Here is a 26561-nt window from a genome sequence, read left to right on the forward strand (position 1 = left end):
GTTACGACATGGACCAACCCCTGGCACGCGCAGAACTCAGCCCATGAACTTCTTGAACTCGTCCGGCAGCTCGAACTCGCCGCCCTGCTGCGGCAGCCCGAACGCGTTGCCGCCCTGCGCGGCGGCCTCGCGGCGCTGCGCAGCCTCCAGCTCCTGCTGCTTGCGCTTCATCGGGTTGCCGGAGCGCTGCTTGCCCTTGGCCTGCTTCTGCTGCTTCTTCTGCCGGCCGGGGCCGCCGCCCATGCCCGGGATCCCCGGCATGCCCGGCATACCGCCGCCCTGGGCCATGCGGGACATCATCTTGCGGGCCTCGAAGAACCGCTCGACAAGCCCCTTCACCGCGCTGACCTCGACGCCGGAACCCTTGGCGATACGGGCGCGGCGGGAGCCGTTGATGATCGTCGGGTCCTGGCGTTCGCCCGGGGTCATGGACTTGATGATCGCGGCGGTGCGGTCGACGTCCCGCTCGTCCAGGTTGTTGATCTGGTCCTTGATCTGGCCCATGCCGGGCAGCATGCCGAGCAGCTTGGAGATGGAGCCCATCTTCCTGACCTGCTCCATCTGGGCCAGGAAGTCGTCCAGGGTGAAGTCCTGGCCCTTCTTGGACGCCAGCTTCGAGGCCATCTTGGCGGCCTCTTCCTGGCTGAAGGTCTTCTCCGCCTGCTCGATCAGGGTGAGCAGGTCACCCATGTCGAGGATGCGGGAGGCCATCCGGTCCGGGTGGAACGCGTCGAAGTCGTCCAGCTTCTCGCCGTTCGACGCGAACATGATCGGCTTGCCGGTGACCTGGCGGATCGACAGGGCCGCACCACCGCGGGCGTCACCGTCGAGCTTGGAGAGGACCACGCCGTCGAAGCCGACGCCGTCGCGGAAGGCCTCGGCGGTGTTGACGGCGTCCTGACCGATCATCGCGTCGACGACGAACAGGATCTCGTCGGGCTTGACCGCGTCCCGGATGTCCGCGGCCTGCTGCATCATCTCCTGGTCGATACCGAGGCGGCCGGCGGTGTCCACGATCACGATGTCGTGGACCTTGGTCCGGGCGTGCTCGATGGAGTCCTTGGCGACCTTCACCGGGTCGCCGACGCCGTTGCCCGGCTCCGGCGCGAAGACCGCCACGCCCGCGCGCTCGGCGACGACGCTCAGCTGGTTCACGGCGTTCGGGCGCTGGAGGTCGGCGGCGACCAGCAGCGGCGAGTGGCCCTGCTCCTTCAGCCACCGGGCGAGCTTGCCCGCGAGGGTGGTCTTACCGGCACCCTGCAGACCCGCGAGCATGATCACGGTGGGCGGCTGCTTGGCGAAGCGGAGCCGCCGGGTCTCACCGCCGAGGATGGTGACCAGCTCGTCGTTGACGATCTTCAGGACCTGCTGGGCGGGGTTCAGCGCCTTGGAGACCTCGGCACCGAGGGACCGCTCCTTGACGTTCTTGATGAACGTCCGGACGACAGGCAACGCCACGTCCGCTTCGAGAAGCGCGATACGGATCTCGCGTGCCGTGGCGTCGATGTCCGCCTCGGAGAGCCGTCCCTTGCCGCGCAGGTTCTTGAAAGTCGCTGACAGGCGATCGGAGAGAGTGTCGAACACGGCGCTCGCGGTCCTCGGGGTCGGTGATGGCTTCAGGGAATCGCCCTCCAGGGTATCCCGGCGACGAAGTCACCGGGAAAGTGTCATCCCCGCAACGTCTCCTCCAGCACCCCCGCCAGTGAACCCGCGTCGTGCCCCGGCAGCGGTGCCCCCGTCCCCGTCGTGACATAGAACGCATCCACCGCGTTGGAGCCGAGGGTGCTGACGTGCATGCTCCGCACGCGTACGCCCGCCTTCTCCAACGCCATGCCGATGCGGTGCAGGAGCCCGGGGGCGTCCTGGGCGCGTACCTCGATCACCGTGGCGTGGCGGGAGGCCGCCGGGGCCACGGTGACACGGGGCGGCGGGGCGGGCCAGCCGCGGCGGCGGGGGTAGGCGGCGTCGCGTTCGCCGAGGCGGCCGGCGATGTCCAGGGAGCCGTCCAGGGCGCGGACGAGGTCGGCGCGCAGCCGGGTCGCCTGGGGCAGGGAGCCGTACTCGGCGGCGACCCGCCAGTTCAGGAGGAGGACCGAGCCGTCGTCCGCGTCGTCCACGTCGTCCGGCAGGCTCAGGGCGCGCAGCTCGGCCGTGCGGACGGTGAGGCGGTGGACGGCGAGGACACCGGCGACCGCGGGGAGCACGCCCGGCTGGTCCGGTACGGCGATGAGCAGCTCGACGCCGAGCGGCTCGGGTTCCCCGGTGGCTCCCTCGTCCGTCGGTGGCGCCGTCGGTGGTTCCGTCTGCGCGCGCAGGGCGAGGACGGGGCCGCCGGTGCGGAAGGCCTCGATCGCCAGCCGTTCCTGCTCGGCCGTGGGCGCGGCGGGCTCGGGTTCGCCCGGCGCGTCGCCCGCGAGGACCGCGGAGACCCGGCGGACCAGGTCGGTGACGAGGGAGCCGCGCCAGGAGGACCAGGCGGCCGGGCCGGTGGCCAGGGCGTCCGCCTCGGTCAGCGCGTGCAGCAGTTCCAGCGTGCTCTGGGTGCCGACCGCCTCGGCGACCGAGCGGACGGTGGCCGGGTCGTCCAGGTCGCGGCGCGTGGCCGTCTCGATGAGGAGCAGATGGTGGCGTACGAGTGTCGACAGCACGGCCACGTCCGCGCGGTCGAAGCCGATCCGCGCGGCGACGTCCCTGGCGATGATCTCGCCGGCCACCGAGTGGTCGCCGGGCCAGCCCTTCCCTATGTCGTGCAGCAGCGCGGAGACCAGGAGCAGGTCGGGGCGGCTGACGCGGCGGGTCAGCTCGGAGGCGCGGACGGCGGTTTCGATCAGGTGCCGGTCGACGGTCCAGAGGTGGACCGCGTTGCGCTGCGGGCGGCAGCGGACCCGCTCCCAGTCCGGCAGCAGGCGGCTGATCAGTCCCTCCGCTTCCAGCGCCTCCCAGACCTCGATGGTCGGGCGGCCCGAGCCGAGCAGGGTCACCAGTTGTTCGCGGGCCTCGGCGGGCCAGGGCGTGGGCAGGGGGCGTGCGGTGGCGGCCATGCGCCGTACGGCGTGCAGGGAGAGCGGGAGGCCGGCCTGGGCGGCGGCGGCTGCGGCGCGCAGGGGGAGCACGGGGTCGCGTTCGGGGCGTGCGGTGCGGGCGAGCACCACCTCGCCGTCCTGCTCCACGACCCCCTCGGCCAGCGGGGACCGCTCGGCAACGGGCTTCCCGCCTCCGAGCATGGCGCGCAGCCGCGGCCGTACGGCGCGCGAGCGCAGCACGCGCCCGACCTCGCGCCAGGTGACGTCACTGGCGTACGAGATCACGCGCGCCGCTTCGTACACCTGCCGCAGCAGCGTGTCGGCGTCCAGCAGGCCCAGCTCGGCGGCGACCTGGTCCTGATCCTGGAGGGAGAGGCGGTCGGTGGCACGGCCCGTCGTCAGGTGCAGGGCGTCACGGACGTCGAGCAGGCGCCGGCGGGCGTCCGCGAGGCCCTCGCGCGGGGCGTCGGCCAGCCAGGAGGCGGCGACGGCACGCAGCGCGGTGGCGTCGCGGAGGCCGCCCCGGGCCTCCTTCAGGTCGGGTTCCAGGAGGTAGCGCAGCTCGCCCTGGCGCTCGGCGCGCTCCGCGCACAGCTCCTGGAGTTCGGGGAGGCGTTTGGGTGCCTGGTTGCGCCAGTCGGCCAGGACGGCGGTGCGCAGGCCGGCGGTCAGGCCGGCGTCGCCGGCGAGGTGGCGGGCGTCCAGGAGGCCGAGCTGGACCTTCACGTCCTCGCCGGCCGTCCTGCGGGCCTCCGCCGGGGTGCGCACGGAGTGGTCGAGGGCGAGGCCGAGGTCCCAGACGGGGTACCAGAGGCGGTCGGCCAGGGCGGCGACCGCGCCGGGGTCACTGCCGTCGTGCAGCAGCAGGAGGTCGAGGTCGCTGCGCGGGGACAGCTCGCCGCGGCCGTAGCCGCCGACGGCGACGAGGGAGACGCCGCGCACCCCGTCCGTGCCGGCGCCGAAGAGCCCCGCCAGCCAGTCGTCGGTCAGCTCGGCGAGCGCGGCACGGCGCGGCGGCCCGGGCCGCGCCGCCTCGGTGAGGAGGCGCAGCCGGGCCGCCGCGTAGCCGCTGGGTCCCGAGTCGTCCGCTTCGCTGTGCACTTCCGTACGCGTCACCCAGGAACTCCTGTCCTTGTGCTGTGTCAGAGCGCGTCCGGGCCGCGCTCGCCGGTGCGCACCCGGACGGCCGTGTCGACCGGAAGGGACCAGACCTTGCCGTCACCGATCTTGCCGGTGCGGGCCGCCTTGACGACGACCTCGATCAGCTGCTCGGCGTCGTCGTCCTCGGCCAGCACCTCGATGCGGATCTTGGGGACGAGGTCGACGGTGTACTCGGCGCCGCGGTAGACCTCGGTGTGGCCGCGCTGCCGGCCGTAGCCGCTGGCCTCGGTGACCGTCAGGCCGTGGACGCCGAAGGCCTGGAGGGCCTCCTTGATCTCGTCGAGCCGGTGCGGCTTCACGACGGCGGTGATGAGCTTCATGCGTCCACCTTCTTGCTCTGGGCGGCGGCCAGGGTCTGGGCGTGGGCGGCAGATCCGATCACACCACCGCCGGCGCCGCTGAAGTCGTATGCGGTCTCGGCGTGTTCCGCCTGGTCGATGCCGGAGATCTCCTCGTCCTCGGTGACCCGCATCCCCATGGTCTTGTCGATGAGGAAGGCGAGGACCGCGGCGACGACCAGGGAGTAGGCGAGGACCGCGAAGACACCGGCGCACTGGATCCAGAACTGGTGCAGGCCGCCGCCGTAGAAGAGGCCTTCGACCTTCGACTGGCCCTTGCCCGTGGCGAAGAAGCCGATGAGCAGGGAGCCGATGATGCCGCCGACCATGTGGACGCCGACGACGTCGAGCGAGTCGTCGAAGCCGAACTTGAACTTCAGGCCGACGGCCGCGGCGCAGGCGACACCGGCGATGGCGCCGACGGCGATCGCGCCGAGCGGGGAGACCGCGCCGCCGGACGGGGTGATGGCGACCAGGCCGGCGACCGCGCCGGAGGCGGCTCCCAGCGTGGTGAACGCGCCGTGCCGGATCTTCTCGTAGGCGAGCCAGGCCAGCATGGCGGCGGCCGTCGCGACCTGCGTGTTGACGAACATCAGCGCGCCGACGCCGTCGTCGTTGCCGAGCCAGGAGCCCGCGTTGAAGCCGAACCAGCCGAACCACAGCAGGCCGGCGCCGAGCATGACCAGCGGGAGGCTGTGCGGGCGCATCGGGTCCTTCTTGAAGCCGACGCGCTTGCCGATGACCAGGATCACGCCGAGCGCCGCGGCACCCGCGTTGATGTGGACCGCCGTACCACCGGCGAAGTCGATCACGCCGAGCTTGTAGGCCCAGCCGTCGGCGCCCCAGACCCAGTGGGCGACCGGCACGTAGACGATCGTGAGCCACAGGGCGATGAACAGCGACCATGCCGAGAACTTGACGCGGTCCGCCAGGGCGCCGCTTATCAGGGCCGGCGTGATGATCGCGAACATCAGCTGGAAGACCATGAAGACGAAGATCGGGATGGTGTAGCCGTCCCACAGCTCCGTCAGTCCGATGTTGCTGAGGCCGAACCAGTCGGAGTTCCAGCCGATGAGGCCGTTGTTCGTGCCGAAGGCGAGGGAGAAGCCGTAGAGCACCCACAGAATGGTGACGATGCCCATGCTGATGAAGCTCATCATCAGCATGTTGAGGGTGCTCTTGACGCGGACCATGCCTCCGTAGAAGAAGGCCAGGCCCGGGGTCATGAGGAGCACCAGGGCAGAACAGATGAGCATGAAGCCTGTGTTCGCGGATGACAGCTTGGGTGCCTCCGCGGCAAGCGTGATGGCTGGTGCCATCGGCGTCTCCTCGTCGGTTGGTACGGCGCCGTGCGGGCGGTGCCTTGAGCGGTCCGGTCAGTGAGGGGCGGCCGGTTATGCGCCAGAGATTGACGCAGCGCGGTTTCGGTGGAAGCCCCTCGTTGTTTCGCCGGGGTGACGAAGGTGCCCTGCGTGTTACGCGTCGATGAACCGCCGGATCTCCGGCGCGCTGATCGTTATCGTGGCGCAATCTTCCCTGGAGGACTCTCGCGGGGAAGCAGACCGGCCGCGGCGGACCTCTCCGATGACCTGGCATGGGGGGAGCCGAGTCGAGCAGTTCGGAGGGCCGGCCGCGGCCGGGGTTCTGGGTTCTTAAGCGGTGCTCAGACCGCCGCGGTCTCAGGCAGGTCGACGGCGAGCTGTTCGGTGAGGTCGACGACGGTGGCGAGGTCGCCGTAGTCGCGCACGGCGGTGTCGACCGTCTTTCGGATACGCGTGTTCACGCGCTCGGAGCGGACCTTCTTGGCGATGTCCATGGCCTGCTTGGCGTACCCGGTGCTCTCCTCGGGCTCGCGCTGGAGCAGGTGCACGGTGGCCATGCCGATCAGGTTGAGCGCGTAGGACCGCTGGTGCTCGGAGTCCTTGGCGAACAGCTCCACGGCCCGCTCCATCAGTGGCTGGGCGAGGGAGGCGTAGGTGGGGCTGCGGCCGGCGACGTAGGCGAGGTCACGGAAGGAGTGGGAGTTCTCGCCGTACAGCTCGGCCTCGGAGAAGAAGCGGATCCAGTCGGGGTCCGGCTCGTCCCACTCGTCCACCTCGGCGAAGGTGTCCTCGGCCATCCGCACCGCGCGCTTGGTCTTGCCGGGCTGGCCCATGTTGGCGTAGGCGCGGGCCTCCATCGCATACAGCATGGACTGGGTGCGCGGGCTCGCGCAGTCGCGGCTGCCGTACTGGGCGAGGTGGATCAGCTCCAGGGCGTCGTCGGGCCGGCCCAGGTGGATCATCTGGCGGCTCATGCTGGAGAGGATGTAGGAGCCGAGCGGCTTGTCACCGGCTTCCTTGGCGGCGTGCAGGGCGAGGACGAAGTACTTCTGCGCGGTGGGCTGCAGGCCCACGTCGTACGACATCCAGCCGGCCAGTTCGGCGAGCTCGGCGGCGACCTTGAAGAGCTTGCGGGTGGTGGCCTCGGGCTGGGGTTCCTGGAGGAGGTCGGTGACCTCGTGCAGCTGGCCGACGACCGCCTTGCGGCGCAGGCCGCCGCCGCACTGGGCGTCCCACTGCCGGAACATCCGCGTGGTGGACTCCAGCAGCTCCAGCTCGGGCCGGGAGAGCCGGCCGGGGCGGCGGGAGTCCGCGTCGGACTCGGGAACGGGTGCCACCAGGGAGGCCGGGGTGGGGACGAGCCAGCGCTGCATGGGCTCGATGAGGGAGGGGCCGGCGGACAGGGCGAGCGAGGTGCCGAGGAAGCCGCGCCGGGCGAGCATCAGGTCGCTGCGCGAGTACTCGCTGAGCAGCGCCACGGTCTGCGGGCCCGTCCAGGGCAGGTCGACGCCGGTCGCGGAGGGTGCCTGGCGGGCGGCGCGCAGGCCGAGGTCCTCGATGGAGACGACACAGCCGAAGCGCTCGGAGAACAGCTCGGAGAGGATGCGCGGGATCGGCTCGCGAGGGTTCTCCCCGTCCAGCCAGCGGCGCACGCGTGACGTGTCGGTGGAGATGTGGTTGGCACCCAGCTGGCGGGCCCTGCGGTTCACTTGGCGGGCCAGCTCGCCCTTGGACCAGCCGCTGCGCACGAACCACGAGCCGAGCAGCTCGTTGGGGCGCTTGTCAGCGTTCGTCCCGCTACCGCCATTGCCGCCCACTGGAACGCCCCCATCCCTGAGACCATTTGATGCCGAGTGCGCCAAGCCCTATCAGCATGCCCGGCATGACGGCGTCCCGTCCTCCGGTTCTCACCCTTAGAACGAGCTGACGACTTGCCACCGGCATACCCACGAGTGCATGTGCCCCCAGGCCTCGCACACTCACAGTAATCCCACGATCACCGCTCCAGCCACGGCGATCGCGGAAACGCCACCATTCGCCACCCCTTCGAATGAACTCATGAACACCTACGCACGATTCACTTGACACAGGACGACGGGGAGTGGGCGGAGCGATGCACGCAAGGGCGCATGGGGCCCGGTGCACCACCCGGTGCACTTCAAAGCGCCGCCTTGACCGCTCCGGGACGCGGGAAGGCGGAGCCCTGGTGTCACGTTCCGCTTCCGTCATGTTCCGTGTCGTAACCACCGGCGCGCTGGACCCGTTGGAGGGGGCATGGGTTTCACGATCGGCGGCATCCGCGAGATCCGTTCCGGCACGCGCAGGCGCGGCCGGCCCTCGGAGTGCACCGCCGTTGCCGAGTTCACCGGGTTGTGGGGCTGGGACGTGGTGCCGGGCGCGCGGGCCGCGGCGGGCGTCTGCTCGTGCGGGCGCGCCGACTGCCGCGCGCCGGGCGCGCATCCGCTGGAGTTCGCCGCCCAGGTGCCGGCCGGGGCCACGCTGGACGAAGCGGCCAAGGCCTGGGCGGAACTCCCGGGCGCCTCGGTGATGCTGCCGGTGGGCCGCGCGTTCGACGTCATCGAGGTCTCGGAGCCCGCCGGCCGCCGCGCCCTGGTCCGACTCGAACGGATGGGGCTCCCGCTCGGCCCGGTCACCGCCACTCCGGACGGCCGCGCCCAGTTCTTCGTGGCCCCCGGCGCCGCCGACGACCTCCCCCAACTGCTCTACCGCCTCGGCTGGGACGACCCCTCCGCCCTGGACCTGCGCGGCCTCGGCCCTGGCACGTACATCACCGCGCCGCCCTCCGACCGGGGCGGCCTGGGCCCGGTGCGCTGGCTGCGCCCGCCCGTACTGGACACGACGGCCCAGCCCCCGGCGGCCCGGCTGCTGCTGGGCACGCTGGCGTATGCGGCCCATCGGTCGCGCACATCACGCATGTAATTCCGCCCTCAGCCACAGCAACCATCGATTGAGGCACCACGACGGCGAGCAACCACTTCCGCGAGAGCAGCGCCGGTTCAGGCGCAAAGGAGGCAGCGCCCGTCCCCAACTGCACCTTGGGAGCGGGCGCTGCTCGCGGTCCTGAGGTGATTACTCGCCGATCAGCGCGTCCACGAACGCCTCCGGCTCGAACGGCGCGAGATCGTCCGCGCCCTCGCCGAGGCCGACCAGCTTGACCGGCACGCCCAGCTCGCGCTGGACGGCGACGACGATGCCGCCCTTGGCAGTGCCGTCGAGCTTGGTGAGCACGATGCCGGTGATGTCCACGACCTCGGCGAACACCCGGGCCTGCACCAGACCGTTCTGGCCGGTGGTGGCGTCCAGGACGAGCAGCACCTCGTCCAGCGGCGCGTGCTTCTCGACCACGCGCTTGACCTTGCCCAGCTCGTCCATGAGGCCGGTCTTGGTGTGCAGGCGGCCGGCGGTGTCGATGAGGACGACGTCGACCCCCATCTCCTTGCCTTCCTTGACCGCGTCGAAGGCCACGGAGGCGGGATCGCCGGCCTCCGGCCCGCGCACGGTGTAGGCGCCGACGCGCTCGCCCCAGGTCTGGAGCTGGTCGGCGGCGGCGGCGCGGAAGGTGTCGGCGGCGCCGAGGACGACCGTACGGCCGTCGGCCACGAGCACGCGCGCGAGCTTGCCGGTGGTGGTGGTCTTGCCGGTGCCGTTGACGCCGACGACCATCACGATGCCGGGCTTGCGGTCCTCGGGCTCGGTCTTGACCGTGCGGTCGGCGTCGGTGCCGACGAGCTTGAGCAGCTCCTCGCGCAGCAGACCGCGCAGCTCCTGCGGGCTGCGGGTGCCGAGCACCTTGACGCGCTCGCGCAGCCGCTCCACCAGCTCCTGGGTGGGCTGCACGCCGACGTCGGCGGTGAGCAGGGTGTCCTCGATCTCCTCCCAGGTCTCCTCGTCGAGGTGCTCGCGGGAGAGCAGCGTCAGCAGGCCCTTGCCCAGGGCGTTCTGCGAGCGGGACAGGCGGGCGCGCAGGCGGACCAGCCGCCCGGCGGTGGGCTCCGGGATCTCGATCGCGGGAGCTTCTTCGACCGGAACCTCTTCAACGGGGGGCTCCTCGACGGCGACCGCGGGGCCGCCCGGGAGATCCACCTCCTCGATGGTCCGGCGCGGTTCGTCGCGCGGCGTCTCGGCCTCGTCGCCGACGTGCGGCTCGGCCGGGGGCGCGGTGATGTCGGGCGCGGCGGGCGGCGGCGGGGGCAGCGGCTTCTTGCGCCGGCTGCCGACGATGAGCCCGCCGAGCGCGCCGAGCACGACCACGGCGATGACTACAGCAAGGATGACGGTTTCCATAACGGGTCCAGTATCGGCCATCGGATGCGGCAGACCCGGGTTACGGCCGCTTGTGGCTTTCTCCAGGAGACAAACGCCACGTAAAGCAAGGAGTCGGAGCAAAGTACGATGGCGGCGAATTGGTTGACGCGCGTAGAGTCACCACGATCCCCTTCCCCCCACTCCTAGGCACACCCATGAGCAAGACCGTCGAGAGCGAAGGCGCTCTCGAAACCCGCGGCATCGAGCAGGTGCCCGACGCCGAGCGCACCGCGAAGACCCGCGAGCTGTTCCCCACCTGGGTCGGCGCCAACATCAGCGTGCTGCTGCTCACCATGGGCGCGAGCCTGGTGGTGGCGTACCACCTGAACATCTGGCAGGCGCTCGTCGTCGCCGTGACCGCGCCCCTCGTGTCGTACGGCCTGGTCGGGCTGATCGGCATCGCGGGCAAGCGGGGCGGGGCGCCCGGCATGGCACTGTCGCGCGCCGTCTTCGGGCAGCGCGGAAACCTGCTGCCCGGTTCGCTGATCTGGGTCGCCCGCTGGGGCTGGGAGACGATCAACGCGGTGACCGGCGCCTACGCGATGCTCACCATCCTGGACCTCGCGCTCGGCATCAAGGCGAACAGCGTGCTCGACATCGTCATGCTGCTGCTGTTCGTCGTCGCCACCTTCGCGATCTCCGGGCTCGGCATCAACGCCGTGCAGAAGTGCAACAAGTACGCGACGTACTTCTTCGGCGTCTTCTCGGTGCTGGTCCTGGTGTACCTGGCCGTGAACACCGACTGGTCGAAGGTCATGCACCACGGCGCCGGCTCGACGGCCGCGGTGATCACCGGTATCGGGATGATCGCGGCGGGCGGTGTCAGCTGGATCCCGTCCGCGCCGGACTTCACGCGCTACCTGCCGCGTACGGCCTCCTCGAAGGCGATCGTGGGCACGGCGGTGGGCGGTGCCGGTGTCGTCGTCCTCCCCATGGTCCTGATGGGCGCGGTGATGGCGGTGTCCACGCCGGACCTCGCCTCGGCGACCGACCCGGTGTCCTTCCTGGGCGAGATCCTGCCGACGTGGCTCGCGGTGCCGTACCTGCTGATCGCGCTCGTCGGCATGCTGCTGATCAACTCGATGTCGATGTACTCGGCGGGCTTCACCGCGCAGACCCTCGGCTTCAAGGTGCCGCGCCACTGGGCGGTCTCCGTCAACGCCGTGATCTCGCTGGTCTTCGGCGGTGTGCTGATGCTGGTGGCGACCAGCTTCATGGGCTCGTTCATCGCCTTCCTGTCGCTGCTGGCGGTCGCCTTCTCCGCCTGGGTCGGCGTCTTCGGCGCGGACATGCTCCGGCGCACGGAGTACGACGGCCGGGCCATGACGGACACCACGCGCGCCAGCGCCTACTGGTACAAGGGCGGGTTCTCCCCCGCCGCCGTCGCCGCCTGGGCGATCGGCCTGGCCGGGGGCCTGATGTTCACCACCTCGGACTGGTTCACCGGCCCGCTGGCGAAGAACAACGTGATCGGCGAGTACGGCCTCGGCTGGGTCGCCACGATCGTGATCTCCGGCCTGCTGTACCTGGTGCTGCCGAAGCCGGCGGTGGTGGCCCCGGCCGCTCAGGCGCCCGCGGAGGAGCGCGAGCCTCTGGCTGTCTGACGCTCAGTCAGCTACCGTCCCCCTCCACCGAGCAGTACCGGAGGGGGACTTCCCATGCCCGTCACGGTCGTACGTTTCAACCTGGTCGAACCCGGCGCCACCCCCGCCTCCCTCGCCGCCCGCTACCAGGCCGCGCTGGAGATGGCCGCGTACGCCGACGAGCACGGGATCACCACCGTGCAGACCGAGGAGCACCACGGCGCCCAGAACAACTGGCTGCCGTCGCCGTTCGCCTTCGCCGCCGCGGTGTTCGGCGCGACCCGCCGGATCGCGGTGACCGTGTCGGCGGTGATCGGCCCGCTGCACGATCCGCTGCGGCTGGCCGAGGAGATCGCGGTGCTGGACCTGCTGAGCGGCGGCCGGCTGGTGACCGTGGCCGGGATCGGCTACCGGCCCGAGGAGTACGACCTGTTCGGCGTGGACTGGAAGCGGCGCGGCCGGCTCCAGGACGAGTTGCTCGAGACGCTGCTGCGGGCATGGACCGGCGAGGAGTTCACCTACCGGGGCCGTACGGTACGGCTCACCCCCCGCCCGTACACCGATCCGCATCCCCTGCTGCTGGTCGGCGGCTCCTCGAAGGCCGCCGCCCGCCGGGCCGCCCGGCTCGGCCTGCCGTTCTTCCCAAGCGCGCACCTGCCGGAGCTGGAGACGTATTACAAGGAGAAGCTCACCGAGTACGGCACCGAGGGCTGGGCGTTGATGCCGGCCGCCGAGACCCCGCTCCTCCACCTCGCCGAGGACCCGGACCGGGCGTGGGCGGAGTACGGCGAGCACTTCCTGCACGAGGCGCGGACGTACGCCTCCTGGCAGTCCGGTGACATCACGTCGGCGGTGCGGTCGGCGGCGACGACGGTGCGGGAACTGCGCGCGGAGGGCGTGTACCGGATCGTCACGCCGCAGGAGTGCGTGGGGCTGGGGCTGGGGCTCGACAGTCTCGTCCTGCATCCGCTGGCGGGCGGGATGCCGGTGGCGGAGGGATGGCGGAGCCTGAGGCTGTTCGCGGAGCGGGTGCTTCCGGCGCTGGGCGGCTGACCTGCGGCGAAATCGCTGGCCGGGCCGGGCCCGGCGGTGGTCCACTGCCCGTCATGAGTCTTTTGGTGGATGTGTTCGTCCGCGAGCCGGACGGGGAACTGCGGATTCTCGATGTGCCGGACGAGGTGTACCAGTCCGGCGGCTTCGAGTCATGGCGTACGACGGTGTGGGGATCGGAGTTCGTGCGCTCGCTGGGCGCCCGCCTCCTGCCCGTGCTGGCCGACAGGGATCTCTATGTGGAGCACGAGCAAGTGCCGGATCTGCTGCGCGAGGTCGCCCTGCTGCGGGACAACCTGGACGCGGTCGCCGCAGGGACGGAGCGGCCCCGGACGCTTCAGGAGCACCGCGGCGGTATCGAGTGCCGTTTGGGGATCATCGAGGCCGGCGCTCACAAGGCCCTGGAGATCGGCGGTGGCGTCCTCATCTGGTGACCGGTGCGCACAGGACCGCCGCCCCCGGTCCGGGCAGTGACCGGACCAGGGGCGGCGGACGGTGCGAGGAGAGGGGCAGCGGGGACTTGGCCCTTCTCCTCGGGTTCGGGGGCTGATCAGCCCATCTCCTCCAGCGACTTGCCCTTCGTCTCCTTGACGAACTTCAGGACGAACGGGACGGAGAGCGCCGCGAAGACGGCGTAGATCACGTACGTGCCGGACAGGTTCCAGTCGGCCAGCGACGGGAAGCTCGCGGTGATGGCCCAGTTGGCGATCCACTGCGCGGCGGCAGCCACACCCAGGGCGGCGGCGCGGATCCGGTTCGGGAACATCTCGCCGAGCATGACCCAGACGACCACACCCCAGGACAGGGCGAAGAAGAGGACGAACATGTGGGCGGCGATCAGGGCGACCAGGCCCTGAGCGTGCGGCAGCTTGCCGTCGACCAGGTGGTGGCTGAACGCCCAGGCCTCCAGGGCGAGTCCGACGGCCATGCCGACGGAGCCGATGAGGGCGAGGGGCCTGCGGCCGACGCGGTCCACGAAGATCATCGCGATCACGGTGCCGACGATGTTGATGATCGACGTCGTGAAGGAGTAGAAGAACGACTGCGTCGGGTCGACACCGACCGACTGCCACAGCGTCGAGGAGTAGTAGAACGCGACGTTGATGCCGACGAACTGCTGGAAGACCGACAGACCGATGCCGACCCAGACGATCGGCTTGAAGAAGAAGCCGCCGCCGAGCAGGTCCTTGAAGGTGGACTTGTGCTCGCTGTTCATCGCGTGCTCGATCTCGGCGACGCGGGCGTCCAGGTCGACGTCCTTGCCCTCGACCTCGGCGAGGATCTCCCGGGCGCGGTCGCGCTTGCCGACGGAGAGCAGGAAGCGCGGGGACTCGGGGATCGCGAAGGAGAGCAGGCCGTACAGGGCGGCCGGGACGACCATGACGCCGAGCATGACCTGCCAGGCCTCCAGGCCCATCAGGTGGCCGCGCTGGTCACCGCCGGCGGCGTTGAGCAGGCCCCAGTTGACGAGCTGGGAGATGGCGATGCCGACGACGATCGCGGCCTGCTGGAAGGAGCCGAGCCGGCCGCGGTAGGCGGGCGGGGCGACCTCGGCGATGTAGGCGGGGCCGATGACGGAGGCCATGCCGATGGCGAAACCGCCGACCACGCGCCAGAGCGCGAGGTCCCACAGCGCGAAGGGCAGTGCGGAACCGACGGCGCTGATGGTGAACAGGACGGCGGCGATCTGCATACAGCGGATGCGGCCGATCCGGTCGGCTATGCGGCCGGCGGTCGCGGCGCCGATGGCGCAGCCGATCAGGGCGATGGCGATGACCTGGGCGAGGGCCGCGGAGCCGATGTCGTAGCGGTCACGGATGGCCTCGACGGCGCCGTTGATGACGGAGCTGTCGTACCCGAAGAGGAAGCCGCCCATGGCCGCGGCAGCCGCGATGAAGATGACGTGCCCGAGGTGTTCGGGCTGAGCCGTCCTGGCTCCTGACGGTTGTGCCTGCACTCTGCTGGTCACGTGTATCTCCTCGGGCCGCGGCAACGCTGCCGCGGGTGGGGGGGGTGAGCCCTCTCAGGCGCTGACACCTGAAGGTAAAAGCAACGTTGCAGAGACTATGCCTTCAAGTTTCGAAGTCAATACTTCAGCTGCTGTGAGATACGAGATACAGCCAGGGGCTCCATGTTCACTTCTTGAACGTGGAGTTAGTCGATCTTGAGAGTCGGCTAACGAAGCCGCTGCGAGATGACCTTCGACACACCGTCACCCTGCATGGAGACGCCGTACAACGCGTCGGCGACCTCCATCGTGCGCTTCTGGTGCGTGATCACGATCAGCTGCGAGGCCTCCTGCAGCTCCTGCATGATCCGGATCAGCCGCTGGAGGTTGGTGTCGTCCAGGGCGGCCTCGACCTCGTCCATGACGTAGAACGGGCTCGGCCGGGCCTTGAAGATCGACACCAGCAGCGCGACGGCCGTCAGCGACCGCTCGCCGCCCGACAGCAGGGAGAGCCGCTTGACCTTCTTGCCCGGCGGACGCGCCTCGACGTCGACGCCCGTGGTGAGCATGTTGTCGGGGTCGGTCAGGACCAGCCGCCCCTCACCGCCCGGGAACAGCCGGCTGAAGACGCCCTCGAACTCGCGGGCGGTGTCCCGGTAGGCCTCGGTGAAGACCTGCTCGACGCGCTCGTCGACCTCCTTCACCACCTGGAGCAGGTCGGCGCGGGTCTTCTTCAGGTCCTCCAGCTGCTCGCTGAGGAACTTGTGCCGCTCCTCAAGGGCCGCGAACTCCTCCAGCGCCAGCGGGTTGACCTTGCCGAGCTGCTGGTAGGCCCGCTCGGCGGCCTTGAGCCGCTTCTCCTGCTCGGCCCGCTGATACGGCTTCGGCTGGTTGCGCGGGTGCTCCGGGTCTTCGGGCAGCTCCTCGCCCTCGGCGGGCGGGGAGGGCGGTACGAGCTGGTGGGGGCCGTACTCGGAGACGAGCCCGGCGGGCTCGACGCCCAGCTCCTCCAGCGCCTTGCTCTCCAGCTGCTCGATCCGCAGCCGCTTCTCGGCGCCGAGCACCTCGCCCCGGTGCACCGAGTCCGTCAGCTTGTCCAGTTCCGACTTGAGTTCACGCCCGGCGTTCCGCGCGGCGGCCAGCTCCTGCTCGCGCGTGGCCTTCGCGGCCTCGGCGGCGGCCCGCTCCTGGCCGGCGCGGGCGAGCGACACCTCGACGTGCGCGAGCAGCTGCCGGGCACCGGAGGCGACGGCTTCCGCCACGGCCGCCTCGTGGCGCAGCCGGGCCCGCCGCTGCTCGGCACGCGCGCGTGCCTCGCGTTCGGCGCGGGCGGCCCGGTCCAGGGAGTCGGCCCGGCCGGCCAGCCCCTTGACCCGTTCCTCGTGCGTACGGACCTGGAGGCGGGCCTCCATCTCGGTCTGCCGCGCGTTGGCGCCGTCGGCCGCGAGCCGGTCCCGCACGGAGGTGTCCGGCTCCTCCTCCACGGGCATCTCCTCGGCGACGGCCAGCCGCTCGGCCAGCTCCTCCGCCTCCAGTACGGCCTGCTCCAGCGCCTCCTGCGCACGCGAGGCAGCCGCGGCGGACCGCTCGGCCTCCCCGGCGGCCCCGCGCGCCTGTCCGCCGAGCCGCCCGAGCTGCTGTGCCACGGCCGACTTCTCCCGGTCGGCGGCCCGGCGCCGCTCCCCCAGCTCCTCCACCAGCGCGGCGGCCTCCGTGCGCCGCTCGGCCGCCGCCCGCTGCGCCTCGTTGAGTTCCTCGCAGCGCACCGCCAGCTCTTCCAGCTCCGCCGCGGCCTCGTCCACGGAGGCCTGCACCTCCAGCAGACTGGGCGCCCCGGCGGACCCGCCGTGCGCGAAGTGCGCGCCGAGCAGGTCGCCTTCGGCGGTGACGGCGGTCAGCTCGGGGTGCGCGTAGACCAGGTCCTCGGCGTCTTCGAGGCTCTCCACGACGACGATCCCGCGCAGCAGCCGGCGTACGGCGGGCATGAGTTCGGCGGGACCGCGCACCAGGTCGGCGGCGAAGCGCTCCGCGGGAAGTGCCGTGCGCTCCGCAGGGAGTGTGGTGACGGAAGGTCGGGCGTCTGCGGGTTCGTCGTGGCTGGTCGCGCCCGCGCGGCGGTCGCCGCATGTCAGACACGGCCCCGTACCTCTTTGAGGTGGTGCGGCCGGCGCCCGCTCCTCCGGGGCCCCCGCCAGGAGCAGGGCCGCACGGCCGCCGTCCTGCTTGCGCAGCAGGCGGATCGCCTCGGCCGCCGAGGCCGGGGTGGTCACGGCGACGGCGTCCGCCGCCGCGCCGAAGGCGGCAGCCAGGGCGACCTCGTGGCCCGGGGTGACGGTCAGCAACTCCGCGGCCGGGCCCAGGACTCCGGTGAGCCGGTCCCGGGCGCCCACCAGTATTCCGGTGCCGTCCTTCCGCCTGAGGCCCAGCGCCAGCGCCTCGTGGCGGGCCTGGGTCGCGGCGCGCCGGCGTTCGGCGGTGGTGGCCGCTTCGCGCGCCGCGCTCGACGCGGCTTCCGCCTCGGCGAGCTGCCGCCTGGCCGCCTCGTGCTGCTCGGCGAGGTCGGCGTCGTCGGCGTCGAGGCCGTCGACCTCGGCCTTCAGGGTCTCGTACTCCTCCTGGGCCTGGACGGCGCGCTGCTGGGCCTCGTCGCGGGCGACGGCCAGCCGGTCGATCTCGGCCTGGGCGGACGCGGCGCGCGAGCGGGCCGCGTTGACCTGCCCGGACAGCCGGGCCAGACCCTCGCGGCGGTCGGCGATGGCGCGGGCGGCATCCTTCAGCCGGCGTTCCTCGACGGCCAGTTCGCGTTCCAGCTCGGCGCGGTGGGCGACCGTGTCGTCCAGGGCGTGCTGGGCCGCCTCCAGGGCCGCCTCAAGCTCTGCCTCCTGTTCGCGGACGCGGGCGGCCTCGCGCTCCAGGTCCTCGGGGTCACGGCCGCGCCGTTCCTCCGGGGGCGCGGAGGTGGCGCTCTTCACCCGGGCGTCGGCCAGCGAGATGGTGCCGCGTACGCGCTCGGCCAGCTGGGACAGCTCGTACCAGGTCTGCTGGGCACGCTGGAGGCGGGGCGTGAGCCGCCGTACCTCGTCCTCCAGCAGGGCCTCGCGCTGGAGGGCCTTCTTCAGCTCCTGCTCGGCGGTTTCCTTGCGCTCCTTGAGCGCGGCCTCGTCGGCGATCTCGGCCTTGAGGGCTTCGCGCAGCCGTACGAGGTCGTCGGCGAGCAGCCGCAGGCGGGCGTCGCGCAGGTCGGCCTGGATGACGGCGGCGCGGCGCGCGACCGCGGCCTGGCGGCCGAGCGGCTTGAGCTGCCTTCGGAGTTCGTCCGTCAGGTCCTGTACGCGCGCGAGGTTGGCCTGCATCGCGTCCAGCTTCCGCAGCGCCTTCTCCTTGCGCTTGCGGTGCTTGAGGACGCCGGCCGCCTCCTCGATGAAGGCGCGGCGGCCCATGGGGTCTGCGTGCAGGACGGAGTCGAGCTGGCCCTGGCCGACGATGACGTGCATCTCGCGGCCGATACCGGAGTCGGAGAGGAGTTCCTGGATGTCCAGGAGGCGGCAGGTGTCGCCGTTGATCTGGTACTCGCTGCCGCCGTTGCGGAACATGATCCGCGTGATGGTGACCTCGGCGTACTCGATGGGCAGGGCGCCGTCGGAGTTGTCGATGGTCAGGGACACCTCGGCGCGGCCGAGCGGCGGGCGCCCGGTGGTGCCGGCGAAGATGACGTCCTCCATCTTGCCGCCGCGCAGCGACTTGGCACCCTGCTCCCCCATGACCCAGCTGAGGGCGTCCACGACATTGGACTTGCCCGAGCCGTTCGGGCCGACCACGCAGGTGATCCCCGGCTCGAACCGGAGCGTGGTGGCCGAGGCGAACGACTTGAACCCGCGCAGGGTCAGGGCCTTGAGGTGCACGTCGCTGGACTCTACCCGCCGCGCTTAGCTCACTCCACGAATGCCCGCAACCCCGCGGTTTCGCCGTTGAACATGCAGGGCACACCAGACGTTAAAGAGGCTGAAAGGATGCGCGGGGGACAGTGCGCAGCGGAAAGGAACCGGGGCGATACGGGGGCGGAACAGGGGAGAGTGCGCGGAGGAAAGAACGAAGGGACGCCGAAGCGTCCCTTGCAACTCCTTGTAGCTCTGACAACTTTTGCGGTTGATTACGGGCAGCCCAACCGCTGCGAGTGCTGTCGTGAAGCAATGCAGTGATCAGGTGAGCGCAGGCTCCGCCTGGTGTGCGTCGATGCTCTCCATGATCCCGTCCTGAGAGGCGGCAGCCGTCAGCGCGTCGTTCTCGGCCTGGATCCGCACGAGCTCGGATTCGAGGTCCTGGACACGCTGCTGCAGCCGTCGCATCTCGGCGAGGAGTCGAGGGTCGGAGCCGCCGACGTAACCGAGAAGCGCCTTTGCCATGATGGATGGTCCTCCACACTGAGTGACCGACCGATGCGGTGTGGGTCGTGAGGGATTTGCACCCGCGGTGCTTGGCACATCCGAGTGTTGCTCTGCTGTTGCTCCATGCCAAACAGCTAGGGTGCGCGGGGCTTTCAGCGTCTCACCAAAAAGTTTGACGGTCAACACGATCACGCCCTGCATTGGGGGCGAACCGGGGTGCGCGGCCGGAAGAATTGGCGGCGCTGTGACTCCAGCGGTGCCCACAGGGCGTGACGATCTTCTGTACCTGCGGAGCCTGCCATGCCGAGCGGTTCTTGGCAACCACCAGGCCGTTTCTGCTGTGGACGGGGCCCCGGGCAACTCACCGCACGGCGGCCGGCACGGCTCCGCGGAAGCGGATCAGCGGATGGCGAAGCCGTCGTAGCCGCCGCGGGGTGTGTCCCAGATCTCGGTGACGCCCTCCACGCGTCCGGGCGTGTCGTCTCCCTGGAGCCAGTCGAGCAGCCCCTCGCAGCCCTCGCGGGCCCCCTCCGCGACCACCTGGACGCGGCCGTCGGCCAAATTGAGAGCAAAACCACTCAGACCACCGATCTCCAGCGCCTTGGCACGCGTGAACCAGCGGAAACCCACGCCCTGCACGTATCCGCGTACCCAGGCGACCAGTCGCACTTCCTCGCTCATGGGTGCAACCTAACCGGCCGCCGTCGCACGGGGCACTTCCCGCATCGGCCCATGCGGTACCGTCCCCACCCGATACATCTCATATGAAACTCACTCGATCGAGTGAGTCGGGTTGGCCAGAAGGAGTCAGTCGCCGCGAGGCGCCGGTCGACCGCGAGCACGAGGAAGAGGGCAAGGGCATGGGACGCCACCGACGCTCCGCCGCCGGCCGCGCCGCCAAGAGCCGCGCCACGGGGGTCACGCGCACGCACCTCTCCGGTACGGGGAGCGACGACCCCCAGGACTCGTACGCGGGCGAGCGACGGCCCGAGGGCGTCGCGCCGTACCTGAACCCCGATGCGTACGCCGATGCCAACGCGAAGAGCACGGCCTACCTGTACGCGATGGGCGCGGACGGGGCCGAGGGCGCTCCCGAAGGCGGTGGCTTCACCCCCGACGGCGGTTTGCCCCGCACCCACCGGCGCAAGGCGAACCCCGCGAAGCCGGTGCGCACGAGCCTGCTCGGCATATCGGCGGCGGTCGCCCTCGGCGTGACAGCCGTGGCCACGGGCGTGGTGCCCGGCCTGCAGAACTACAGGCTCGGCGGCGTCACCAGCACCACCGGCGGCGACCGGGTGCAGGCCGCGGACTCCCCCAGCAACACCGCCGCCGCACAGGGCGGCACCTCCGGCAGCGCCGAGAACCGGGGTGGGGGCACCACGGGCGGCGGGGGCACCCGGCGCTCGACGACCCCGCCGGCCCCGACCCCTTCCATGTCCCCGTCCGCCTCCACCTCGGCCTCCGCGTCCGCCTCGCCGTCGCCCACGCCGACCAAGCGGGTGTCCGCGAAGCCGGTGCCGACGGCCACGCCCTCGGCGAAGCCCACGAAGGCCCCGTCCCACCCGGCGACGAAGGCACCGGCGCCGGCCTCCACGCCGGTGACGGTGCCGACGCAGGCCGCCGCCGAGGCTGAGGTGCTGCAGCTCGTCAACGAGGAGCGGGCGAAGGCCGGGTGCAGCGCGCTGGCGGCGAACTCCTCGCTGAGCGAGCTGGCCGAGGACTTCAGCGACGACATGGCCGCGCGGAACTTCTTCGACCACACCGACCCGGACGGCCTCACCCCGTGGGACCGGGCCGCGAAGGCCGGCATCACCGGCCTCGGCGGCGAGAACATAGCGCGCGGCCAGGCGGACCCGGCGGCGGTCATGAAGGCCTGGATGGACAGCCCCGGCCACCGCGCGAACATACTGAACTGCGACTTCAACACCCTTGGTGTGGGTGTGCACTTCGGGCCGGGCGGGCCATGGTGGACCGAGGACTTCGGCTTCTGAGGCAGCCCGTTACGCGGCGGCACGCCCCCGCATGAACGCCTGCGCCGCCTCCGCCACCCGGCGCCCCAGGTGCTCGGCCGTGGCGATGTCGGCCTTGTGCACGGCGTCGGGACCCTCGTCCACGTTGGTCTGGGCCGCCGCGCCCGCGAAGACGCCGAGGCGGTTGAGGTCGTTCTCGGAGCCCGCGCTGTGGTTCCAGCCGGGGTGCAGGCCGAGGTTGACCCAGTTCATGCCGTGCTGGGCGGCGAGGATCTGGAAGAACTGCAGGGTGTGCAGCTTGTCGCCGCTCTTGGAGCCGGAGTTGGTGAAGCCGGCGGCCAGCTTGTCCTTCCAGTCCTGCCCCATCCAGCGCTTCGAGGTCGCCTCGGCGAAGACGTGGAAGGCACCGGAGGCGGTGCCCATGTAGGTGGGCGAGCCGAAGACGATCGCGTCGGAGCGGTCCAGCGTCTCCCACTGCTCGTCGGTGATCTCGTCCACCTTGATCAGGTGCACCTCGGCGCCCGCGTCGGCGACGCCGGCGCGGACGGCCTCGGCGAGGACGGCGGTGTGGCCGTAGCCGGAGTGGTAGGCGATGGACACGACAGGGCTGGTCACGATGGTTACTCCTTGAAACACGTGAGCACGCCGGAACAGCAGCTCAGCAGCAGTGACCACAGGAAAGCACTAACTTCTGGTTAGTGCAAGCTGGTGGTTAGCGCTGCGCTGCCGTACTCTGAAGCCATGACTGTCGGCACCCAGGACCAGGACGACCTCGCCTACAACGTGTTCGCCAAGGCCTGCCCCTCGCGCGGCACGCTGGAGCACGTCACCGGCCGCTGGGGCGGACTGACCCTGGGGGCGCTGTACGAGGGCTCGCTGCGCTTCAACGAGCTGCGCCGCCGGGTCGACGGGGTGAGCGAGAAGATGCTGTCCCAGACGCTGCACGCGCTGGAGCGCGACGGTCTGGTGCACCGCGAGGCACAGCCCACGAACCCGCCCCGTGTCGACTACGAACTGACCCCGCTGGGCCGCTCGGTCGCCGAACGGCTGCTGTCGCTCATCCACTGCGTGGAGGGCGCGATGGACGACGTCCTCGCGGCCCGCGCGCGTTACGACGAGACGCGCGGCGCCCTCTGACACTTCGGGCAGAAGTAGCTGGAGCGGTTCATCCACGCGCGGCGGCGCATGGGCGTGCCGCACCGCTTGCAGGGCAGGCCCTCACGGCCGTACGCGTCCAGGGAGCGGTCGAAGTAGCCCGACTCGCCGTTCACGTTGACGTACAGGCTGTCGAAACTGGTGCCGCCGACGGCGAGGGCCGCGTTCATCACGTCCCGGACGTGGCCGAGGAGTTCGGCGGTGGCCGGGCGGGTGAAGTTCGCCGTCGGGCGCTCGTAGTGGATGCGGGCGCGCCAAAGGGCCTCGTCCGCGTAGATGTTGCCGACGCCGCTGATCAACGACTGGTCCAGCAGAGCCCGTTTGATGGTGGTCCGCCTGCGCCGCAGGGCCTGGTGAAAGGCCTCGTCGTCGAACAGTTCATCGAGGGGGTCGCGGGCTATGTGCGCAATGACGTCCGGCAGGCCCTCGGGAGTGTTGTCGTGCAACGACAGGCCGCCGAAGGTGCGTTGGTCGACGAAGCGGAGTTCGGTGCCGAGGGCGTCGGCGAAGCGGACGCGGATGCGCAGGTGCTTCTCGTCCGGCGCCTCGTGCGGCTGGACCAGGAGCTGGCCGCTCATGCCGAGGTGGGCCAGGACCGACTGGTTCGTGTCCTCCAGGGGCAGCCACAGGTACTTGCCGCGCCGGCTGGGCATGCCGATGCGGTGGCCCTTGAGACGGTGCGCGAAGTCGTCGGCGCCCGCGATGTGCCGGCGCACCGCACGTGGGTGCAGCACCTCGACGTCGGCGACCGTGCGGTGGGCGACCCAGCGCGCAAGGCCCCGCCGGACGACCTCGACCTCGGGCAACTCGGGCATCGAAACCCCCGTGGGGACGGACCGTGGGATGGCTGAGCGCCCGCCCCGACGCGAAGGGCGGGACGGGCGCTCGGTGCTGCTCTGTCAGGCGGTGGCGGACGGCGACGTGCTGTCGCCCGCGACGGCTTCCTTGGCCGCCCTGGCCCGCTCGTCCGCGGCGGCGCGGATCGAGCGCCAGGCGGACTCGGCGGCCTGTTGCTCCGCCTCCTTCTTGCTGCGGCCGGTGCCGGTGCCGTACGAGACGCCTCCGACGCGGGCGGCAGCAGTGAAGGTCTTCTCGTGATCGGGGCCGGTCTCCGTGACCAGGTACTCGGGGACACCGAGCCCTTCGGTCGCGGTCAGCTCCTGGAGACTGGTCTTCCAGTCCAGGCCGGCTCCGAGGTTCGAGGACTTCTCGATCAGCGGGTCGAAGAGCCGGTGCACCAGCTCGGACGCCGCATCGAGGCCCTGGTCGAGATAGACCGCGCCGATCACCGCTTCCAGGGTGTCGGCAAGGATGGACGCCTTGTCCCGGCCGCCCGTGCCCTCTTCACCGCGGCCGAGCCGGATGAAGGAACCCAGGTCGAGGCCGCGGCCGACCTCCGCCAGCGCACGCGAGTTGACCACCGCGGCCCGAAGCTTGGCCAGCTGGCCCTCGGGCAGGTCGGGGTGGGTGCGGTACAGCGTGTCCGTGACGACGAGGCCGAGCACGGAGTCCCCGAGGAACTCCAGCCGCTCGTTCGTCGGCAGACCGCCGTTCTCGTACGCGTAGGAACGGTGGGTCAGCGCGCGCACCAGAAGGGCGGACTCGACCTGGTAGCCGAGCCGCCCTTCCAGAAGCGTGTGGGACGAGGCCTGGTTTTCCGCCTTCTTGGGACTGGACACAGTGCCTCTCACCAGCCCGCTCAGACTTCGAGGACCTGGCGCTTGTTGTAGGTGCCGCAAGACGGGCACGCGATGTGCTGCTGCTTGGGCTCGTGGCAGCGCTCGCACGCAACCAGGGTGGGGACCGCAGCCTTCCACTGCGACCGGCGGTGGCGCGTGTTGCTGCGCGACATCTTCCGCTTCGGAACAGCCACGGCTACTTCTCCTGCTTCTCGTCGACGCCCGCTTCGGCGCCGCTCATCTCGTCCTTCTCGCCGGGTTCGAGCGAACCGGCGAGTCCCTGCAAAGCCGCCCAACGGATGTCGACGGCGTTGTGGTGGTGGTCCGGGTCGTCCGCGAGCCGCACTCCGCACTCGGAGCACAGACCCGGGCAGTCTTCCTGGCACACCGGCTGCATCGGCAGTGCGAGCACCACCGCATCGCGCAGCAGAGGTTCGAGGTCGATCAGACCGTCCTCGACAAAGAGCCTGTCCTCGTCGTCCTCGGCGTCGTCGCCCGGTTCCGCGATCACGCGGCCCCGGCCGTCGGCGTCAGGGTACGAGAACATCTCCTGGAAGTCCGCTTCGAGCGACAGCTCGACCGGCTCCAGACACCTTACGCACTCCCCCTCGGCCTGTGCACGGGCGGTGCATGTGACAAGCACCCCTTCCATGACCGACTCAAGGCGGAGTTCGAGTTCCAGCGGGGTGCCTTGCGGCACTCCGATGACCCCCTCGATACCGAGGTCCGCGGGGGCGTCGACCGTGCGGGTCAGGCGCTGCAGCGCACCAGGACGCCGACCCAGCTCGTGCGTGTCGATCACGAGGGGGTTGCGGTGGTCGAGGCGGGCGTTGGAAGCCATTCCTGCTTTCGGTCTTCACACTCGAAGGGACGCCGCCCCGGAGGTGTCACCGGGCAGCGTTGATCGCGGACGTACGCGCGACCGAAGAGCCAGGATACTGGACCTTGCGCTCAGGTCCCAATCCGGTCCCCCGGCGCCCCCGCGTTACAGCCCGCGGCCCTGCTCGTAGGCCCGCAGCTGCTCGGCGCTGATCATGCTGGTGTCGAAGAGACTCGTCTCGTCCAGCGCGTAGCCCTGCTGGGGCACCTGGTGGGGCTGGTGGGGCTGCTGAGCGGCCTGGTTCGGGTCGTAGGCGGCCTGCTGGGGGTCGTAGCCCTGGTAGGCATACGGATCCGCCTGCTGGTAGCCGTACGCGCCCTGCTGGGCGTAGCCGGCGTACGGGTCCGCCTGCTGCTCGATGGGGGCACCGCCCGCCGGGGCGTAGCCGGAGGCGGGGGAATATGCCGGCTGCTGCTCGTACGGCGCCTGCTGTGGCGGTTGCGACTGCTGCGACTGGGTCTGACGGTCGTCCGAGGCGTCCGCCAGGGCCGCGAGGTCGGCGAGGTAGTCGGCGTCGCTGGAGTGCTGGAAGGTCGTGGTGTCCTCGGCGAGGGCGCCGAGGTCGTCCGTGGCGATCCGGCCGTGCAGCTTCTGCCGGCCGCGCCCGACGGCCTCCAGGGTCTTGGCGAGCACCGCCTCGAAGGCACCGAGCTTGGCGTCGACGTACGCGTCGGCGTTGTGCCGCAGGGTCTCCGGGTCCTGGCTGCGCTCGGGGGCGTCCTCGTCCTCGTAGCCGTTCTCGTCCAGGCCGGGCCCGGTGCCGAGGAGCTTCTCCCGGCCGCGGCCGACCGAGCCGAGGGTCTTGTTGAGGACGACCTCGAAGTTGGCGAGCTTGGAGTCGACGTAGTCGTCGGCCTCGGCTCGGACCTCCTCGGCCTCCTTGCGGGCCTCGGCGAGGATCCGGTCGGCCTCGGCCTGGGAGCGGCGGGCGATCTCGGTGTCGGAGATCAGCGAGCCGCGCTCGGCGTGGGCGTCCCCGATGATCCGCTCGGCCTCCATGCGGGCCTGCTCGACCATCTGCTCACGGTCGCCGATCAGCTCCTGCGCCTGCGCGAGGGAGCCGGGCAGGGCCTGACGCACCTCTTCGAGCATCGCGAGCAGGTCGGCGCGGTTGACCACGCACGATGCCGACATCGGCATGCCCCGGGCGCCGGAGACCGTGGAGACGATCTCGTCGAGCTTTCTCTGCACGTCCACCTGTGCTCGCCACTCTCTACAGCTGTGTTGGAGACGGACGGGACGACTGTAGCCCCATCAGCCCTTGCGGAGGCGCTGGTTCAGGGCGTCCAGGACCGCGGGCGGCACCAGGTGGGAGACGTCGCCGCCCCAGGCCGCGACCTCCTTGACCAGGGAGGAGGACAGGAAGCTGTAGGTGGGGTTCGTGGGCACGAACAGGGTTTCGACGCCGGTGAGGCCGTTGTTCATCTGGGCCATCTGGAGCTCGTAGTCGAAGTCGCTGACCGCGCGCAGGCCCTTGACGATGGCCGGGATGTCCCGCTGCTTGCAGAAGTCGACGAGCAGGCCGTGGAAGGCCTCGACCCGTACGTTTCCGTAGTCGGCGGTGACCTCGCGGATCAGCTCGATCCGCTCCTCGATCTCGAACAGGCCCTTCTTGGCCTGGTTGATCATCACCGCGACGTAGACCTCGTCGTACAGACGGGAGGCGCGGGCAATGATGTCGAGGTGTCCATTGGTGATCGGGTCGAACGACCCGGGGCAGACGGCGCGGCGCACTTGTGAT

General features: G+C 70.8%; 23 protein-coding genes. 6 read left to right on the top strand and 17 right to left on the bottom strand.

What is annotated here, in order from left to right; translation table 11 throughout:
• Positions 1 to 36: 36 nt before the first annotated feature.
• From ffh to nsdA, 5 genes are all read right to left on the bottom strand, one after another.
• Positions 37 to 1584 (bottom strand): signal recognition particle protein, encoded by a 1548-nt coding sequence (gene ffh / locus ACWD3E_RS33490; RefSeq protein WP_451391295.1) that lies wholly within the window; start codon positions 1582 to 1584, stop codon positions 37 to 39.
• A gap of 83 nt (positions 1585 to 1667) precedes the next feature.
• Entirely contained in the window at positions 1668 to 4139 is a 2472-nt protein-coding gene (locus tag ACWD3E_RS33495) for a [protein-PII] uridylyltransferase (RefSeq protein WP_451391296.1), read from the bottom strand.
• A 26-nt stretch (positions 4140 to 4165) separates the two neighbouring features.
• Positions 4166 to 4504 (bottom strand): P-II family nitrogen regulator, encoded by a 339-nt coding sequence (locus ACWD3E_RS33500; protein WP_086730248.1) that lies wholly within the window; start codon positions 4502 to 4504, stop codon positions 4166 to 4168.
• Positions 4501 to 5841 carry an ammonium transporter gene (locus ACWD3E_RS33505; protein ID WP_451391297.1) on the bottom strand — a complete coding sequence of 447 codons (1341 nt, stop codon included), beginning with the start codon at positions 5839 to 5841 and terminating at the stop codon, positions 4501 to 4503. Before ACWD3E_RS33505 ends, ACWD3E_RS33500 begins: the two co-directional genes overlap by 4 nt.
• A 344-nt stretch (positions 5842 to 6185) precedes the next feature.
• The gene (gene nsdA / locus ACWD3E_RS33510) at positions 6186 to 7661 is read right to left on the bottom strand and encodes a transcriptional repressor NsdA (protein WP_451391298.1); all 1476 of its coding nucleotides are present in this window, start codon (positions 7659 to 7661) and stop codon (positions 6186 to 6188) included.
• A gap of 457 nt (positions 7662 to 8118) precedes the next feature.
• On the opposite strand from nsdA, the gene ACWD3E_RS33515 reads away from it, so the two are divergent.
• Positions 8119 to 8784 carry a bifunctional DNA primase/polymerase gene (locus ACWD3E_RS33515; protein ID WP_451391299.1) on the top strand — a complete coding sequence of 222 codons (666 nt, stop codon included), beginning with the start codon at positions 8119 to 8121 and terminating at the stop codon, positions 8782 to 8784.
• 150 nt (positions 8785 to 8934) lie between these two features.
• On the opposite strand, the gene ftsY is transcribed toward ACWD3E_RS33515, so the two are convergent.
• Positions 8935 to 10149, bottom strand: a complete 1215-nt coding sequence (gene ftsY, locus ACWD3E_RS33520; RefSeq protein ID WP_451391300.1) for a signal recognition particle-docking protein FtsY — start codon at positions 10147 to 10149, stop codon at positions 8935 to 8937.
• 176 nt (positions 10150 to 10325) lie between these two features.
• Here ftsY and ACWD3E_RS33525 point away from each other — a divergent pair, with 176 nt between their 5' ends.
• The 3 genes from ACWD3E_RS33525 to ACWD3E_RS33535 are packed head-to-tail and all read left to right on the top strand — an operon-like array spanning position 10326 to position 13237.
• Positions 10326 to 11774, top strand: a complete 1449-nt coding sequence (locus ACWD3E_RS33525) for a cytosine permease (protein ID WP_451391301.1) — start codon at positions 10326 to 10328, stop codon at positions 11772 to 11774.
• A gap of 54 nt (positions 11775 to 11828) precedes the next feature.
• Positions 11829 to 12806 (top strand): LLM class flavin-dependent oxidoreductase, encoded by a 978-nt coding sequence (locus ACWD3E_RS33530; protein WP_451391302.1) that lies wholly within the window; start codon positions 11829 to 11831, stop codon positions 12804 to 12806.
• A 53-nt stretch (positions 12807 to 12859) separates the two neighbouring features.
• Entirely contained in the window at positions 12860 to 13237 is a 378-nt protein-coding gene (locus ACWD3E_RS33535; protein ID WP_451391303.1) for a hypothetical protein, read from the top strand.
• Positions 13238 to 13353: 116 nt separating this feature from the next.
• Here ACWD3E_RS33535 and ACWD3E_RS33540 read toward each other — a convergent pair whose 3' ends face one another.
• The 4 genes from ACWD3E_RS33540 to ACWD3E_RS33555 all read right to left on the bottom strand — a co-directional run bounded on the left by ACWD3E_RS33540 (position 13354) and on the right by ACWD3E_RS33555 (position 19817).
• Entirely contained in the window at positions 13354 to 14772 is a 1419-nt protein-coding gene (locus ACWD3E_RS33540) for a sugar porter family MFS transporter (RefSeq protein WP_451391304.1), read from the bottom strand.
• Positions 14773 to 14978: 206 nt separating this feature from the next.
• Positions 14979 to 18653, bottom strand: a complete 3675-nt coding sequence (locus ACWD3E_RS33545; protein WP_451391305.1) for an AAA family ATPase — start codon at positions 18651 to 18653, stop codon at positions 14979 to 14981.
• Positions 18654 to 18950: 297 nt separating this feature from the next.
• The gene (locus ACWD3E_RS33550; RefSeq protein WP_451354881.1) at positions 18951 to 19154 is read right to left on the bottom strand and encodes a hypothetical protein; all 204 of its coding nucleotides are present in this window, start codon (positions 19152 to 19154) and stop codon (positions 18951 to 18953) included.
• 381 nt (positions 19155 to 19535) lie between these two features.
• Complete coding sequence (locus ACWD3E_RS33555; protein ID WP_451391306.1) at positions 19536 to 19817, bottom strand: acylphosphatase; 282 nt, start codon at positions 19815 to 19817, stop codon at positions 19536 to 19538.
• Between the two features lie 179 nt (positions 19818 to 19996).
• Here ACWD3E_RS33555 and ACWD3E_RS33560 point away from each other — a divergent pair, with 179 nt between their 5' ends.
• Positions 19997 to 21127, top strand: coding sequence for a CAP domain-containing protein (locus ACWD3E_RS33560; RefSeq protein ID WP_451391307.1), 1131 nt, complete (start codon positions 19997 to 19999; stop codon positions 21125 to 21127).
• A gap of 9 nt (positions 21128 to 21136) precedes the next feature.
• On the opposite strand, the gene ACWD3E_RS33565 is transcribed toward ACWD3E_RS33560, so the two are convergent.
• Positions 21137 to 21721: a flavodoxin family protein gene (locus tag ACWD3E_RS33565; RefSeq protein WP_451391308.1), complete on the bottom strand. Its 585-nt coding sequence runs from the start codon at positions 21719 to 21721 to the stop codon at positions 21137 to 21139.
• Between the two features lie 126 nt (positions 21722 to 21847).
• Between ACWD3E_RS33565 and ACWD3E_RS33570 the strand changes: the two genes are divergently transcribed.
• Positions 21848 to 22243, top strand: coding sequence for a winged helix-turn-helix transcriptional regulator (locus ACWD3E_RS33570; RefSeq protein ID WP_451391309.1), 396 nt, complete (start codon positions 21848 to 21850; stop codon positions 22241 to 22243).
• Here the strand turns inward: ACWD3E_RS33570 and mutM are convergent.
• The 6 genes from mutM to coaD all read right to left on the bottom strand — a co-directional run bounded on the left by mutM (position 22216) and on the right by coaD (position 26554).
• On the bottom strand, positions 22216 to 23076 hold the full coding sequence (gene mutM, locus ACWD3E_RS33575) for a bifunctional DNA-formamidopyrimidine glycosylase/DNA-(apurinic or apyrimidinic site) lyase (RefSeq protein WP_451391310.1): 861 nt from the start codon (positions 23074 to 23076) through the stop codon (positions 22216 to 22218). The genes ACWD3E_RS33570 and mutM overlap by 28 nt on opposite strands.
• Positions 23077 to 23160: 84 nt before the next feature.
• Complete coding sequence (gene rnc / locus ACWD3E_RS33580) at positions 23161 to 23952, bottom strand: ribonuclease III (protein WP_451391311.1); 792 nt, start codon at positions 23950 to 23952, stop codon at positions 23161 to 23163.
• An 8-nt stretch (positions 23953 to 23960) separates the two neighbouring features.
• Positions 23961 to 24134 carry a 50S ribosomal protein L32 gene (gene rpmF / locus ACWD3E_RS33585; protein WP_003951102.1) on the bottom strand — a complete coding sequence of 58 codons (174 nt, stop codon included), beginning with the start codon at positions 24132 to 24134 and terminating at the stop codon, positions 23961 to 23963.
• A 2-nt stretch (positions 24135 to 24136) separates the two neighbouring features.
• A complete protein-coding gene (locus ACWD3E_RS33590; protein WP_451391312.1) occupies positions 24137 to 24781 on the bottom strand; it encodes a YceD family protein in 645 nt (214 codons plus the stop codon).
• A gap of 144 nt (positions 24782 to 24925) precedes the next feature.
• Positions 24926 to 26017, bottom strand: a complete 1092-nt coding sequence (locus ACWD3E_RS33595) for a cell division initiation protein (protein WP_451391313.1) — start codon at positions 26015 to 26017, stop codon at positions 24926 to 24928.
• 57 nt (positions 26018 to 26074) lie between these two features.
• Positions 26075 to 26554: a pantetheine-phosphate adenylyltransferase gene (gene coaD / locus ACWD3E_RS33600; RefSeq protein WP_451354890.1), complete on the bottom strand. Its 480-nt coding sequence runs from the start codon at positions 26552 to 26554 to the stop codon at positions 26075 to 26077.
• Positions 26555 to 26561: the final 7 nt, after the last annotated feature.

Source organism: Streptomyces sp. NPDC002676 (genome assembly GCF_053592455.1).